The 13,894-nt window shown below is 70.3% G+C and carries 13 protein-coding genes; 2 read left to right on the top strand and 11 right to left on the bottom strand.

Annotated features, from left to right (window positions below):
• The 9 genes from R6Y94_RS11110 to R6Y94_RS11070 form a co-directional block, all read right to left on the bottom strand.
• Positions 1 to 216, bottom strand: a complete 216-nt coding sequence (locus R6Y94_RS11110) for a DNA-binding protein (protein WP_318395735.1) — start codon at positions 214 to 216, stop codon at positions 1 to 3.
• Between the two features lie 63 nt (positions 217 to 279).
• Complete coding sequence (locus tag R6Y94_RS11105; RefSeq protein WP_318395734.1) at positions 280 to 828, bottom strand: hypothetical protein; 549 nt, start codon at positions 826 to 828, stop codon at positions 280 to 282.
• 15 nt (positions 829 to 843) lie between these two features.
• Positions 844 to 1,386, bottom strand: coding sequence for a MauE/DoxX family redox-associated membrane protein (locus tag R6Y94_RS11100; protein ID WP_318395733.1), 543 nt, complete (start codon positions 1,384 to 1,386; stop codon positions 844 to 846).
• Positions 1,383 to 1,823 (bottom strand): lasso peptide biosynthesis B2 protein, encoded by a 441-nt coding sequence (locus R6Y94_RS11095; protein ID WP_318395732.1) that lies wholly within the window; start codon positions 1,821 to 1,823, stop codon positions 1,383 to 1,385. Before R6Y94_RS11095 ends, R6Y94_RS11100 begins: the two co-directional genes overlap by 4 nt.
• Positions 1,820 to 2,080: a lasso peptide biosynthesis PqqD family chaperone gene (locus R6Y94_RS11090; RefSeq protein ID WP_318395731.1), complete on the bottom strand. Its 261-nt coding sequence runs from the start codon at positions 2,078 to 2,080 to the stop codon at positions 1,820 to 1,822. Before R6Y94_RS11090 ends, R6Y94_RS11095 begins: the two co-directional genes overlap by 4 nt.
• 10 nt (positions 2,081 to 2,090) lie before the next feature.
• Positions 2,091 to 3,902 carry an asparagine synthase-related protein gene (locus R6Y94_RS11085; protein WP_318395730.1) on the bottom strand — a complete coding sequence of 604 codons (1,812 nt, stop codon included), beginning with the start codon at positions 3,900 to 3,902 and terminating at the stop codon, positions 2,091 to 2,093.
• Positions 3,903 to 3,960: 58 nt separating this feature from the next.
• On the bottom strand, positions 3,961 to 4,095 hold the full coding sequence (locus R6Y94_RS11080; RefSeq protein WP_318395729.1) for a keywimysin-related RiPP: 135 nt from the start codon (positions 4,093 to 4,095) through the stop codon (positions 3,961 to 3,963).
• Positions 4,096 to 4,169: 74 nt separating this feature from the next.
• A complete protein-coding gene (locus R6Y94_RS11075) occupies positions 4,170 to 6,227 on the bottom strand; it encodes an ABC transporter ATP-binding protein (RefSeq protein ID WP_318395728.1) in 2,058 nt (685 codons plus the stop codon).
• Between the two features lie 307 nt (positions 6,228 to 6,534).
• Entirely contained in the window at positions 6,535 to 8,427 is a 1,893-nt protein-coding gene (locus tag R6Y94_RS11070; protein WP_318395727.1) for a rhamnogalacturonan lyase, read from the bottom strand.
• 676 nt (positions 8,428 to 9,103) lie between these two features.
• Here R6Y94_RS11070 and R6Y94_RS11065 point away from each other — a divergent pair.
• Both R6Y94_RS11065 and R6Y94_RS11060 read left to right on the top strand, forming a co-directional pair.
• On the top strand, positions 9,104 to 10,570 hold the full coding sequence (locus R6Y94_RS11065) for a glycoside hydrolase (protein ID WP_318395726.1): 1,467 nt from the start codon (positions 9,104 to 9,106) through the stop codon (positions 10,568 to 10,570).
• Between the two features lie 92 nt (positions 10,571 to 10,662).
• Positions 10,663 to 12,180 (top strand): RICIN domain-containing protein, encoded by a 1,518-nt coding sequence (locus tag R6Y94_RS11060; protein WP_318395725.1) that lies wholly within the window; start codon positions 10,663 to 10,665, stop codon positions 12,178 to 12,180.
• Positions 12,181 to 12,247: 67 nt separating this feature from the next.
• On the opposite strand, the gene R6Y94_RS11055 is transcribed toward R6Y94_RS11060, so the two are convergent.
• Both R6Y94_RS11055 and R6Y94_RS11050 read right to left on the bottom strand, forming a co-directional pair.
• Positions 12,248 to 12,541, bottom strand: coding sequence for a hypothetical protein (locus R6Y94_RS11055; protein ID WP_318395724.1), 294 nt, complete (start codon positions 12,539 to 12,541; stop codon positions 12,248 to 12,250).
• On the bottom strand, positions 12,538 to 13,632 hold the full coding sequence (locus tag R6Y94_RS11050; RefSeq protein ID WP_318395723.1) for a type VII secretion target: 1,095 nt from the start codon (positions 13,630 to 13,632) through the stop codon (positions 12,538 to 12,540). Before R6Y94_RS11050 ends, R6Y94_RS11055 begins: the two co-directional genes overlap by 4 nt.
• Positions 13,633 to 13,894: the final 262 nt, after the last annotated feature.

The raw sequence follows: 13,894 nt of genomic DNA, 5'->3' as shown, positions 1-13,894 counted from the left end.
TCACCACTCGCCGCCGCAGAGGCCACGCTCGGCCAGCGCGGCAGCCAGGATGCTGATCGCCTTCGGCCCTACCCCGTGCAGGGCCATGAGATCGCGGGGCCGGTGGGCGGCCACTTCCGCAAGCGTCGTGATACCGGCTTCGAGCAAGGCGCTGTTGGCTGGCCGCCCGATCGGTGGCAGGTCACCGATCCGCGCGGGCACCTGGCGAGTACTCATGGGATCACGATATTCGGACGCGAGCCCCGGACCGGAAGTGACAGCCCCGCCTTGTGCGTGCGGTCACCGTGTCTGCGGGCCGACCGGGTTCGCGGTCAGGCCCGGCACCGCATCGGCGTGTAGCCCGGTCCAGCTCAAGCACCCGGACTCCGCCAGCACGAAGATCGCCGGGAATCCCTCGACACCGAACGCGTGTCGCATCGCCTCGTCCGCGTCGACGATGATCCGGGCCACCGGCTCCAGTTGGTGGAGGAACCGGGCCGACGCGCCGGGTCCCGTCACCACGGCGAACACCTGCCCCGAGCCGCCCGGCCAGCGCGCCGCCACCGCCCGGAACCGTGCGCGCTCACGACGGCAGGATGCACAGGTGGGACTGAAGAAGCCGACCAGCGTGTCCGCCGGTACGTCCGAGGTGACCGGCCGGCCGCGGGTGTCGTGAGCGAGAAAGCCTCCCACGGTGTCACCGCGCGAGAGTGCACGCGCGGGAACGCCCTGTCGCTCCACCTCGGACAGCAGTTCGGACTGGTAGCGCAGGCGCCGCACGACCGCGGCCAGCAGGGCGGTGTTGAACGCGCACACGAAGCTGTTGAGCACGACGGCGGCGACGAGCACGGACATGACGCGGCCTCACAGACGAGCGGTGAACAGGGACGTGATCTCGTGCAGGTGGGTGATGAAGGTGGCCAGCGCGACGGCGCCCACCACACATACCAGCGTGGCGCCCCAGCGCATCGGTACGGCCCCGGTCGCGATGTGACTGCTCACGAGTCCGCCGAACACCACGCCCAGCAGCAGGAGGTTACGGGCGATGGCCGTGTGGCGGGTGGCGGAGACCGACGAGCCGAAGCAGCCGCACTCCAGTGCCTGCCCTGATTCCGGGGACCGCGCCAGTGCCCAGGTGAAGCCGCACAGCAGCACGCCGGCCACGCCGAGCCCAGCGGATGAGAGCGGGCCGGCGGATGCGGTCACCGCCACCATCACCTCACCGGCGATGACGAGCCCGGCCAGCGCCGAGGCCGGATCCTCCGGCAGGCCCGTCAACAGCCGGGTGGAACGGCGGAACCGAGCGTACGCCGCCCGGCTGCGAAGCTTGCTGACCGCGGAGAGCGCGAACACCACGACGACAGCGCCGCGGCAGACGACGGAGAGGTACGGGAGCACCGCGCTCATCCGAGTTGCTGCCGGTTCTCGACGGCGACGGTCAGCAGAGGGATGTGGAAGTCCTCCGGGTACGGCTCGTCCACCGCGGCGCCATCCACCGAGACCCAGGCATGCGCGCCGAACGGCGGATACCGCCGTACGCCGGCGTGCCACACCGGCCAGCCGCCCTCGAGCCGGCACAGCAGCACGGTGGCGATCGAGCGCGGCAGGCATCCGAGTGGACCGCTGCAGAAGGCGCTGATCGCGACGGTGTCCCGGCGTGCGGTGGCCGCCTCCGCACGACTCGCCGGACGCGCGCCACGGCTCAGGCGGTGCAGTACCCGATGAATGCGATCGGGCTTCTGCACGGCCAGCAGCCTGGCCACGGCAACGACCGCGCGTACGACCAGCCGGCGCCGCACACCCAGGCGCCCGGGGTCGTGCCGGAGTACCTGTTCCGAGGTCACCCCACGACCACCAGTCCGGCTGCCTCCAGGTCGGCGATCAGCCCGGGCACGTCCGCGGCCATCGCCGCGGCGTCGCCGTCGAACTCCTCCTCGAGTCGTGCGGCCGCGTGCGCGGGGCTCCCGTCGGCCAGCAGCGAGGCGAGCACCGCCGCCGCGGTCGGGTTGAGCGTCCAGTACTCGCCGGAGGTGGAGTCCAGTAGCACGCCACCGTACTCGGTCGGGGTCCAGGACACCCGGTCGCGCAGCTTCCACGTCATGGTCGTTCCCTCATCGGATAGCGGGTGCGGGTTCCACGGTGCGCAGCCAGGTCTCGCAGGCCAGCGTCTGGTCGAGGTCGTACCAGGTGCGGTCGTCCGGGTTGCGGAGGGCCGCGCGCAGTGCGGCGACGTCCACGAGGCCGTGTCCGGCCAGCCGCGAATCGTCGGCGAGTGCGAGCAGGTCGTCGCGGTACCGGAGGGCGCCACGGATAGCGGCGATCGAGGTGTCGGCCTTGGTGTCGCGCGCGAGCAGCGCCTGCGGCACCACGCCCTGCATAGCGGCGCGGATCAGGGGCTTGTAGTCGCGGGGTGAGGTGATGTGGGCGGGGTGCGCCGTCAGGCACGCCTCGAGGACCTGGTCGTCGAGGTACGGCAGAGCCACGCTCACCCCGACCCGGCGCGTCGACTGGGCGAGGTGCCGGGCGTTTGCCGCACCGGCGTACACCCCCGCGAGCCGACCGTGCAGCCCGCGGTCGCCGGAGAGCGGCACCGCCGCGGTCGCCCGCGCGCGCAGTGCCTCGCCCAGCCCCGCCCTGGCATCCGCCGTGAGCCACGGCGCTGTCGTGGCCGGTGCGCCCCAGCCGAGGAGCGGACGCACCCGCGCGATCTCGGCACCGTCAAGGTCTTCGCCGAGCGACGCCATCCAGCGGCCGTACGAGCGCCGGTCCACGACCGCACGCAGCGTGTCCCGGCGTCCCCACCGGTATGCCGCGCGCAGCAGTCGCAGGTGACGAAGAGCCTGCCAGGGATGCGTTGTCAGCAGGGTCAGTTGCATCATGGGGTCGGCGGTGAGCAGTTCGTCACCACCGAACCCGGTGAGACGGGTACGAGCGCCGTGCGCGGCAGCCCGGCGGGACACGGCGAGGAAGCTCGCTCGGTACAGCACGGCGGCGGTCGGCTCGTCGAAGCGGTCCTCCGCCCGGAGGATGCCGTCGTACGGTAGGGGGTTCGCCTCGCCGTCCACCACTTCGTGGATCACAGAGCCGAGTTCGGCGGCGGCCCGGCGGGCCCACGGCAGGTCGTCGTCGAGCGGGTCGGGACTCACGCACGTCAGCCCTACCACCCGGCTGCGGCCGCGGACGGCCAGCGCGCACAGCGACGTCGAATCCATGCCGCTCAGGTCGCTCGCTATCACGTCGTTCGCGCCCGCGCGCACGGCGACGGCGTCAGACAACGCCCGACGCAGCCGGTCGGCGGCGGTGGCCAGATCGAGCACGGGTTCGGGAGCGCGCCACCGGGTCACGGTGCGCGGTGCCGCGGCGCGGTCCAGAAGCAGCCGGCCGTCCGGAGGTACGGCATGCACCCCGCGCCAGACCGGCTGCCAGAAGATCGGCCAGGGGGCGTACGGGGCAAGCATCCGCAGGGCGAGCGCTTCGTCGTCGACCTGTGCGCCGCCCAGCCCGGCCAGTACGTCGGCCCGGTCGCCAGCGGCGGTCTGCTCCCCCACCGAGATGAAATAGACCCGGCGGTATCCCGACAGGCTGCCGTGCAGCGCCGTCCCCGCCGGGGTCGCGGCGAGCGCGTGGAAGCTTCCGGGCAGGCCCTGCAGGGCGGCGCACATCTGCCCGGCGTCGCGGGCGCCCGCAGCGCGTCGTTCGAGGTCATCCGCTGAGAGGCGGTGTTCGCCCAGCGCGACGAGGCGGCGGTCGCCCAACTCGGCCACCGCCACCTCGTCGTCCGTCCACCGGCCGAGCATCCATGGGCGCCCGGAGGCATGGGTGAGCATCCGCAGCCGCGTGGCCCGCTGCCGGAGCGGCTCGACGAGCGCGCGACCGGCGTCGGTGTCCGGGACGGCCACGAACCACGAGATCCCGGATGCCATGTCCGGAACGGCCACCATGGGCACTACCCCTCTGTCTCGGTACGGTGGGCTCGTGCCGTCAGCTGCAGATCGACCGCGGCTTCTGGGTGACGAACGACTCCCGGCAGCTGGTGAAAAGGCTGCCGGCCGTCTTGCGGGCGAAGCTGCCTTCCTTCGACAGGGTGGGCCGCTGGTAGGCCTTCTTCTGCACCATCTCGATGTACCTCCTCGGTGTCAGTCGGGCTCCGGCGTCCTGAGCCCGTCGTGCGAGCACTATCCGAGGTGGATCTATACCGCCGCGATATCGGAGCTTTGTTTCCGCACCTGCGCACCGGCTCCGGTAAGCAACTGGGTCGCCGCCAGCCCGCGGTAGAGCTCGCAGTCGTCCACGAGGTCGGCGTGCGTGCCTACCGCACGAATCCGGCCCGCGTCCAGCACGACGATGCGGTCGGCCCGGGTCACCGTGGACAGCCGGTGCGCCACCATCACCACCGTGGTGGTCCGGGATACGGCGGCGACAATCTCACCGAGCGCACGTTCGTTCATGGCGTCGAGCTGCGAGGTCGGCTCGTCGAGCAGCAGCAGCCCCGGTCGGCGCAGCAGGGCGCGGGCGATCGCGATGCGTTGCCGCTCCCCGCCGGACAGCGACGCACCGCGATGACCGACCTCTGTGCCGAGGCCGTCCGGTAGCCGCTGTAGGAGCGGGACGAGGCGGGTCCGTTCGAGCACCTCCGCCAGCCAGGGCTCCGGCACGTGTGCCGAGCCCATCGTCACGTTGTCCCGCAGCGTTCCGGACAGGACCGGAGCGTCCTGCTCGACGTAGCCGATCCGGGCGCGCAGGTCGGCCAGGGGCCAATCCCGTACGTCGCGGCCGTCGATCTCGACATGGCCGGTGGTGGGGTCGTAGAAGCGCTCGATCAGCGCCAGCAGGGTCGTCTTCCCGGCACCGGAGGGCCCCACGATGGCGGTGAGGCCGGTCGCCGGCAGCCGCAGGTCGACGTGCTCCAGGATCGTCGGGCCGCCGGGCCGATGTCGCAGCGACACGTCCCGGAACGTCACCGTCACGGGCGCCGCGGTGCGGCCCGGCAGGGCGTCCACGGGCCGGTCCAGGTCCTCGGCGGCGAGTTCGGCGATCCCGTCGATCCGCCGGACCGCGGCCAGGCCCGCCTGTAGCCCGGTGAAGCCGCCCACCAGCTGGGTCACCGGGCCGCCGAGGTAGAAGAGGTACAGCAGGAAGGCCACCAGAGATGACACGGCGAGACCGCCGGCGGCGACCCGCGCCCCACCCACGCCCAGCACCACGATGAAGGCGACCTGGACCGCGAGGCCGGTGGCGATGCCGGCCAGCGAGACCCACCGCGCCGCCTGCCGCCCGCGTCGCCACGCCTGCCGGGCCGCGTCATGCACCGCGGCGGCCTGCCGCTCCTCGGCGCCGTTGGCCTTGACCGTCCGAAAGGCGCCCAGCGTACGCTCGAGAACCGCTCCCATACCGCCGACCGCCTCCTGCGCCTGTTCCCCGGCGCTGCGGATCCGCGGTACCAGGGCCAGCGTCACGGCGGCGAGCATCAGCAGCACAACGAGTACCACCGCGAGCAGAACCGCGTCGAGCCGCGCCATCAGGAGCACCGCGCCCGCGATCTGGAAGGTCCCCGCCACCAGGTCGATGACGTTGCTGGTGGCCGCCGCCCGCAGTTGCGTGGTGTCTCCCGTCGCCCGCGACAGCAGGTCCCCGGGCTCGGCGCCGTCCACGACCGCGACGCGCAGGCGCAGCAACCGGGTGACAAGCCGCTGCCTCGCGGTCAACACGACGCTCTCGGCGGTCAATTCCACGAGGTACATGCCCCAGACCCCGACGATCACGCTGAGTACCAGCAGCGACACCAGCAGCAGCATCGGCTGGTGGTACGGGGTGCCGCCGGTCAGCGCGTCAATCAGGCTCTTGACCACCATCGGCTGGGCGAGATTGGCCAGTCCGCCGAGGAACATCAGGAGCGCTCCGCCGAGTAGTCCACGGGCGTGCGGACGGACGTAGCTCAGCAGGGACGCCAGCGGCGTCCGGCCGGCGGCACGGGTGATGGGAAGCATGCCGTCGTCCTCACCGGGTGTCGGAGGTGCCGGTCGGGATCGGCGCCGGCCCACCGACACCCTCCGGCGTGGCCCGATACTCCAGCTATATCGGAGCCTTGTGGCGGCGGACCGCAACCACCCGGCGATATCGCGCAGTTGCTCGGCGACGGCGACCGCGACGGTGTGCCCGGCCGCGCCGGGGACGGCGCCCAGGTCGGTCGCGGTTGTCGACCACCGTGACGGTCGCACCGGTGTGCGCGGCAGCAGCTTGGCGGCCATCACGCCGGTGTAGAGCCGCCGCCCGGGACCGCGATGTGCGGTGTCGTCGTCGTGAACGTTCTCCCTCGGTCGTTCGACACCGGATGAACGGCAGGCGGAGGCGATTCGTGACAACGCGACCGGAAACCACCTGCTCGTCGGGGCCGGTCGAGCGACCGCTGCCCGTCGAGACGCTCCGATCCGTCGTCGTCCAGCGTTCCCGGGAAGCCGAGGACGGTCAGGGTTGGTGAACCTGACCGCCTCGACTGCACCTGGCTGTGCACGTACCCGATGGGTCTGCATTCGGCGCAATCCCGCCGAGGGTGCGCTACCCGATGGCGAAGCTGGGGTGCGGCGGCTGGTTGTAGGCGGTGTTCTGCCAGGCGACGGCGACCCGGTACTGCCGGTCCTGCATCAGGGCGGGCCGGGCGATGCTGGTGGAGTCGGTGGTGGAGTAGATGCGCAGCGCCGAGTTGTTCGACGTACGCCAGATGACCTCCTCGCGCCAGTCACCGAGGATGTCGGCGGAGAGTGCCGGGGTGGACTTGGTGCCGTTGTTCGAGGCGACCCCGGATCCGGTGAGCAGCCTGGTGTCGCCGCCGGTCCCGTACTTGTCGATGTGGGTACCGTCGAGCAACTCCCGCTGCGCGTCGCCGTCCCACCAGATGACGAAGTTCGCCGAGGAAGGGTTGCGGCCGATCGAGGCACCGGAGCTGTTGTACAGGTTGCCCATCTGGGTGCCGGAGCCCCAGAACTCCGCGCCGGGGCTGCCCGCGTAGATGTCGGCGGCCACGCCTCGGCCGGGACCCTCCGCTCCCCCGTTGTTCGGCCGCTGCCAGATGACCTGGCCGTTGCTGCCGGCGTGCACGTCGGCAGCCGGCTGGTTGCCGGACTCGTGGATGGTGAACACCTCAAGGCCGGCCCGGCTGGGGATCAGGTCGCCGACGTGCATCGCGTCGCCGTGCCCGAAGCCGGTGGAGTACATCAGGGTGCCGTTGTCGTTGATGGTGGCCGCCCCGTAGACGATCTCGTCACGGCCGTCGGAGTCGACGTCGGCGATGGACAGGTTGTGGTTGCCCTGCCCGTACGCACCGCCGCTGCCGGAGTCGTAGGTCCAGCGCCGGGTCAGACTGCCGTTGCGGAAATCCCACGCGACGATCACGGCCCGGGTGTAGTAGCCCCGCGCCATGATCAGCGACGGTCGCTGCCCGTCGACGTACGCGGTGCCGGCCAGGAACCGGTCGACCCGGTTGCCGTAGTTGTCTCCCCAGGAGGAGACGTTGCCGCGCGCCGGCTCGTAGTTCACGGTGGAGAGCACGGCGCCGGTCTGGCCGTTGAACATTGTCAGGAACTCCGGGCCGGCGAGGATGTAGCCGCTGGAGTTGCGATGGTCGGCGTTGGCGTTGCCGATCACCTGCCCGGTGCCGGAGCGGGTGCCGTCGGCGGTCTTCATCGCCACTTCCGCGCGGCCGTCGCCGTCGTAGTCGAAGACCTGGAACTGGGTGTAGTGGGCACCGGCCCGGATGTTGCGGCCGAGATCTATCCGCCACAGCCGGGTGCCGTTGAGCTTGTAGGCGTCGAGGTAGACGTTGCCGGTGTAGCCCGACTGTGAGTTGTCCTTGGCGTTGGACGGGTCCCACTTGAGCACGATCTCGTACTCGCCGTCGCCGTCCAGGTCCCCGACGCTGGCGTCGTTGGCCGAGTAGCTGTACGACTCACCGCTGGGCGTCGAGCCGCCGGGCGGGATCTGCAAGGGCACGTCACGTGAGGTGGCGAACGGTACGACCTCGGGCTCGGCGGCGGAGCGCATCTCCACACCTGCGGTGACCGGGCGGACGGAGTAGGTCGCGTCCGCGGGCGCGCCGGCGTCCAGGTAGCTGGTGGCCGTGGTGATCGGCGTGGGGTTGATTCTGACTGCGTCCCGGTAGACGTTGAAGGCGGTGCCGGGCGGATCGGTACGCAGTAACCGCCAGGACACGAAGTTGCCCCTGTCGGAGCGGATCGCGATCGCTCCGCGGTTCAGCTTCTCCGTCGTCGCATGGGCGTCGGCGGGTGCGGAGGCGGCTCGGGCGGGGAGCGGGCCGGTTGTGGCGTGCGCGCCGGTCGGGGCGGCGATGCCGGCAGCCACGACGGTGATGGCGGTTGCCGTGGCGAGCACGAGACGCGGAGCTGACCGGACGTGGGACAGGCCGGTCGGGGGGTGGTGGTTGATACGTTTCATTGGACCGTCCAGGTAAGGGGTGCACAGGAACGCGCACCGATGGATGTTGAGTGGCCTCGTACCGGGTGATGCTCTGACGTTCGATGTTGCACCGTCTACCGAGGAGGACGGCCGGTGTTGACGAGAACAGCATCGTCCCTTGCGCGGCGTCAGCCCGCCGACCGCAACTGTGAGCGCTAACAGATGCGGCGACCCTCCAGGTGAGGCCGCCCCGCTCGCCGCGCACCCCGAGCCCGCCCCGAGGTCCACGCCGCCCCCGGTCCGGCCTACAGGACATCCGCCACAAGTTCAGTCAATACACTTACATAGACGAATGTAAACATGGCGCGTATGCCCGTCAAGTGCTCGCCGACGGATCAGCCAGGACAAACGCTGCCCCTCCGCCACCCGGCCGGGCACTCCAGGCCGACGCCGAGGCGGGCACACCGGAACCGTTCACGATCCCAGGCCGCCCTCCCCGACCGACCGGAGGCGCACCGTCGCCAACCTTGACATCGCAGTTACGAGCGTCAACACTTCAGCACAAGCCCGAAACAAACCGCCCCTGACGGGCCAGGCGAATGTGAACGCTCACAGCAATTCGGCGTGATCTGCAGCCGACCCGGGCCGGTGCTGACGGGCTCGCCGCGTTCCCGTCCCGGCACCTGGCGGTGTCCCACAGCCTGCTGGAGGACCCATGACCAAGCGCAGGACGCTGCTCGTCGCAGCGGGCGCCGGAGCGTTAGGTGGCGCGATCGCCGGAGGCCCAGCCCGCGCCGACGTCACGATCACGATCGATCCTCGCGCCGACTACGGCGGGTGGGAGGGCTGGGGCACGTCGCTGGCCTGGTGGGCCAACGTGTTCGGCGACCGGGACGACTTCGCGGACATCTTCTTCACCACCAGGTCCGTGGCGTACAACGGCGCCACGCTCCCCGGTCTCGGCCTGAACATCGCCCGCTACAACCTGGGCGCCTGCAGTTGGAACAGCGTCGACGGCGAGACGATGGTGGCCTCCCCCAACATCCCCCGCTTCAAGCAGATCGAGGGCTTCTGGCAGGACTGGCACAACGAGGACCCGGCGTCGTCGGCGTGGAACTGGAACGTCGACGCCAAGCAACGCGCCGCGCTGGCCAAGGCGGTCCAGCGAGGGGCGATCGCCGAGCTGTTCGCGAACTCCCCCATGTGGTGGATGTGCCTCAACCACAACCCGTCCGGCGCCGCGAACGGCGGTCTCAACCTCCAGTCGTGGAACCACCGTCAACACGCCCTGCACCTGGCGGTGACCGCACGCTACGCCCGCGACCGCTGGGGCGTCACCTTCCGCACCGTGGATCCCTTCAACGAACCGTCGTCGAACTGGTGGCGGGCCGACGGCACGCAGGAAGGATGCCACATCGACGCCACCACGCAGCGCAGTGTGCTGGCCAACCTGCGCACCGAACTGGACCGGCAGGGCCTGACCGGTGTCGCCATCTCGGCGTCCGACGAAACCAGCTACGACCTGGCCCGTAACACCTGGAACAGCTTCGACGCCGGCACCAGGGCGGTGGTACGGCAGGTCAACGTGCACGGATACCAGGGCGCCAGTGGTCGACGCGATCTGCTGTACAGCGACGTACGGGCCGCAGGGAAGATTCTCTGGAACTCGGAGGCCGGCGACAGCGACGGTACCGGTATCACCATGGCGCGCAACCTGTGCCTGGACTGGCGCTGGCTACATCCGACCGCGTGGTGCTACTGGCAGGTGATGGACCCGAGTGCGGGCTGGGCGGCCATCCAGTACGACTTCAACACCCTGCGTGCCGGCGCCGTACAGCCGAAGTACTACGTACTCGCCCAGTTCACCCGGCACATCCGCCCCGGCATGCGGATCATCGACACCGGCGTGGACCACGCCGTCGCCGGGTATGACCCCGGCGCTCGCCGGCTGGTCATCGTGGCCGTCAACCCGGGGGCCGCCCAGACCCTCACCTTCGACATGTCCGGCTTCGGCCAGGTGACCGGTGGCTCCGGCGGCCTGGTACCGCGCTGGTCCACCGTGCCGGCCGGCGGTGACCGGTACACCGAACGCCAGGACACCCGGGTCGACGGCAAACGGGTCAGTGTCGCCTTCCCCGCGGCATCGGTGCAGACCCTCCAGGTCGACGGCGTCACTGAGTAGCGCGCGACCGGACCCCGACCGGTCACCTGTCGCACCGCGACGAGATCTCAGGGATTTTCCATGGACCTGTTGCAGCGGATCAGGAGTTGAACATGTTCGTCGTTGAACGGCCCGCCGGGCTGGGCCGTCGTCCCCGTCGCCTCGGCGCCGCGCTGGTCGGCACGGTACTCGTCGCCGGGCTCACCGCGCTCGTCCCCAGCCAGCAGGCCAGCGCCGCCACGATCGACCCGTTGGCGTACTACCAGATCGTGTCCCGGCACAGCGGAAAGGCGGTCGAGATCGCCGGCCGGTCCACCGCGGACGGAGCGGCCGTTCAGCAGTGGGCCCGGACCGGTCAGACCAACCAGCAGTTCCAGTTCGTCGATGCCGGCGGCGGCTACCACAAGCTGCGTGCGCGGCACAGCGGCAGCCTCGTCGACATCTCGGGCTCCTCCACCGCCGACGGCGCCGATGTCGTGCAGTGGCCCGACAACGGCGGTACCAACCAGCAGTTCCGGGTCGTGGATACCGACAGCGGGTACGTCAAGCTCGTCAACCGCAACAGCGGCAAGGCTCTGGAGGTGTGGGACTGGTCGACCACGGACGGCGGCCGGATCTCGCAGTACACCGACACCGGCGGCGCAAACCAGCAGTGGCAACTCGTCCGCACCGACGCGCTCCCGCCCACCACCTACGCCGGCTACCTGTTCAGCTACATGACCGGCGAGGGTAGCGCCAACGGCGAGCAGATCTACTTCGGGTTGAGCCAGGGCAACGACCCGGTCCGGTGGCGGCAGCTCAACGGCGGACAGCCGGTCCTCACCTCGAACGTCGGCACCAGGGGTGCGCGGGACCCGTTCATCATCCGCGCTCCGCAGGGCGACCGCTTTTACCAGATCGCGACCGACCTGCGCATCTACGGCGGCGGCGACTGGGACGCCGCGCAGCGCACCGGCAGCAAGTCCATCGTGGTCTGGGAGTCCACCGACCTGGTGACCTGGAGCGCCCCCCGGCTGGTCCGGGTCTCGCCCGACACCGCCGGCAACACCTGGGCGCCGGAGGCCTACTACGACGACAGCATCGGCCAGTACGTGGTCTTCTGGGCTTCGAAGCTCTACGCCGCCGACGACCCGAACCACACCGGCAGCAGCTACAACCGGATGATGTACGCGACCACCCGCGACTTCCGCACCTTCAGCCCCGCACAGGTCTGGGTGGACAAGGGCTACTCCACCATCGACTCCACGCTCATCAAGGACAACGGCAGCTACTACCGCTACACCAAGGACGAGCGCAGCTCCTCCCAGTCGGCGTGCGGCAAGTTCATCCTGGCCGAGCGGTCCGCCACGGTCCTCAACCGAAACTACTCGTTCGTCCGGGAGTGCATCGGCCAGGGCTCGCTGAGCCAGGGCGAGGGGCCGCTCGTGTTCAAGTCGAACACCGAAAACCGGTGGTACCTCTACATCGACGAGTACGGCGGCCGGGGCTACATCCCGTTCACCACGACCGACCTGGCGACCGGCCAATGGAGCATGGTCTCCGGCTACACGATGCCCGGTCGGCCTCGCCACGGCACCGTCCTCCCGCTGACCCAGGCCGAGTACGACGGCCTCGCACGACGCTGGGGGTGAGTGGCGCGGAGCCGTCGGATATCTCCGGGCACCGAGGTAGGCCGACGCTCTGGGGCACGACGCCGGCTCAGCGCTGGTCCTGGCGGACGCCACGCTCACGGTCCTCGCTGGCCGGATCGACGTCCTGGACATGATCGCGCCAATCGGTCAGGTGATCGAAGTGCCGGCTCAGTACGCACGCGTACGCCTCGGACCGGGCAACCTCGCGTAGGCTGACCTGTCCCTCCAGGACCTCTCGGGCGAACCTCCGCATCTCCTGGTCCGGCGCACGGTCCCGGAGTTGGCGTAAGCCCGCCAGCAGCACTCGGGCGGCCTGCTGGTCGCCCCCGGTCATCGTCACCAGCTCGTCGTAGACGGTCACGGTTGCCTCGGGTGGTCGTACGGTTGGGCGGGCAGCTTCAACGACTTGAGCGCGTCCAGGTCGGTCAGGGCCTTCACCGCTCCGGCGATGGCCTGCAGAGCGGTGGTGGCGGCCTGGATCTTGCCGGATGCCTTCTGGATCAACTGCTGGATGCGCAGCACCTGTGAGGCGGCCAGCGTGCCGCCGGCCCAGCCGCCGATCCCGGTCCAACTCGTCAGCGCACCCAGGCCGGCGCCGAGTCCGCCGACCAGCACCGCGTCGGTGATCGCGCTGATGATCCCGGCAACCTGGTTGGCGAGCAGCCACACACCCTGCGCGGCCTCCTGGTACTGCGCGGACACCTCGCGCAGCACGGACTGCGCTCGGTGGCATGCAGCCGCCACCTCGGCGAAGTACGCCGTCGCGCCGCTCGCCGCGTTGCCGGTCCAGTACTGGTCGACCTCGTCCGTGGCGTGCCGGATATTGCGGCCCACCTCGGCCAGACACGCACCCAACCGGTCCAGGGCGAGGCCGTAGCGGGCCAGCGCTCGCCAGTCACCGGTGAACGGTGTGGTCAGCGATCTGATGACGTCGTAGCCGAGGGTCTCGCGGAGCAGCCAGTTCAGCCAGGATGCCGGACTGACAGGTTCGAAGACCGCGTTCAGGTCGAGGTACCCGTTGCCGACGCTGGCTTCCGGCTCACCGGGGTCGGTCAGGTGGTGCGTGGGGTCGCTCCCGGCGTACAGCGGCCCGTGCGGGACCGTGGCCGTCTCGCGCCAACCCGGCGGCTGGTACCACGCCACAGGCGCGGCGTAGCCGCGGTCCAGTTCGGCGGCGGCGGCAATGTCGGTGTTGACGTAGTAGTGCGCGGCGGAGAACAGCTCGAAGGCCGACTCGCTCAGCAGGTCCTCCAGGTGGCGCAGCGCATCGACGAGGTCGTCGCTCGCGCTCTCGTGGGCGGAGCGGAAGAGGCTGATCAGTCCCTCTTCCTGCCAGCTGAAATCGGCGTATCCGTAGATGTAGGACCGGGCCGCAAACACATCCCGGCCGAGGTCGCCGATGCGCGAGGCGAACGATTCGAGACCGGTTGCCTCAACGCGCAATGTGCTCATGCCGCTCCCCGCGTCGCCGTGCCTGGTTCGTCCTCGCGTGTCGAGTCGGCGCCGTGAGCCGGCGCACGGTGCCAGCCAGCGCCTCCGCATCCGGTACAGCACCGTCCGGGCGGCGCAGTCGGCCCGGCGGCAGCGCCGCCGGGGAGGCGTATGACGGCTATCAGGGTATTGACGTACGGACCTGAGCTGTGTCAGGTGAACACCCCACACATGTTCGTTCTCAGTACCGCTGGCGGCGTTAGAGTGTCTGCCGGCCATGCCT

Source organism: Plantactinospora sp. KLBMP9567 (genome assembly GCF_033446045.1).
Lineage (GTDB): Bacteria > Actinomycetota > Actinomycetes > Mycobacteriales > Micromonosporaceae > Plantactinospora.
Note: the sequence above shows the minus strand (reverse complement) of the source record. Positions and strands in the feature narration are given on the sequence as shown.

Bases quoted from the DNA above. Each gene is read 5' to 3' on its own strand.
- R6Y94_RS11110 (WP_318395735.1), bottom strand. From the start codon at position 216: ATGAGTACTCGCCAGGTGCCCGCGCGGATCGGTGACCTGCCACCGATC.
- R6Y94_RS11100 (WP_318395733.1), bottom strand. From the start codon at position 1,386: ATGAGCGCGGTGCTCCCGTACCTCTCCGTCGTCTGCCGCGGCGCTGTC.
- R6Y94_RS11090 (WP_318395731.1), bottom strand. From the start codon at position 2,080: ATGACGTGGAAGCTGCGCGACCGGGTGTCCTGGACCCCGACCGAGTAC.
- R6Y94_RS11085 (WP_318395730.1), bottom strand. From the start codon at position 3,902: ATGGCATCCGGGATCTCGTGGTTCGTGGCCGTCCCGGACACCGACGCC.
- R6Y94_RS11080 (WP_318395729.1), bottom strand. From the start codon at position 4,095: ATGGTGCAGAAGAAGGCCTACCAGCGGCCCACCCTGTCGAAGGAAGGC.
- R6Y94_RS11075 (WP_318395728.1), bottom strand. From the start codon at position 6,227: ATGGCCGCCAAGCTGCTGCCGCGCACACCGGTGCGACCGTCACGGTGG.
- R6Y94_RS11070 (WP_318395727.1), bottom strand. From the start codon at position 8,427: ATGAAACGTATCAACCACCACCCCCCGACCGGCCTGTCCCACGTCCGG.
- R6Y94_RS11065 (WP_318395726.1), top strand. From the start codon at position 9,104: ATGACCAAGCGCAGGACGCTGCTCGTCGCAGCGGGCGCCGGAGCGTTA.
- R6Y94_RS11060 (WP_318395725.1), top strand. From the start codon at position 10,663: ATGTTCGTCGTTGAACGGCCCGCCGGGCTGGGCCGTCGTCCCCGTCGC.
- R6Y94_RS11050 (WP_318395723.1), bottom strand. From the start codon at position 13,632: ATGAGCACATTGCGCGTTGAGGCAACCGGTCTCGAATCGTTCGCCTCG.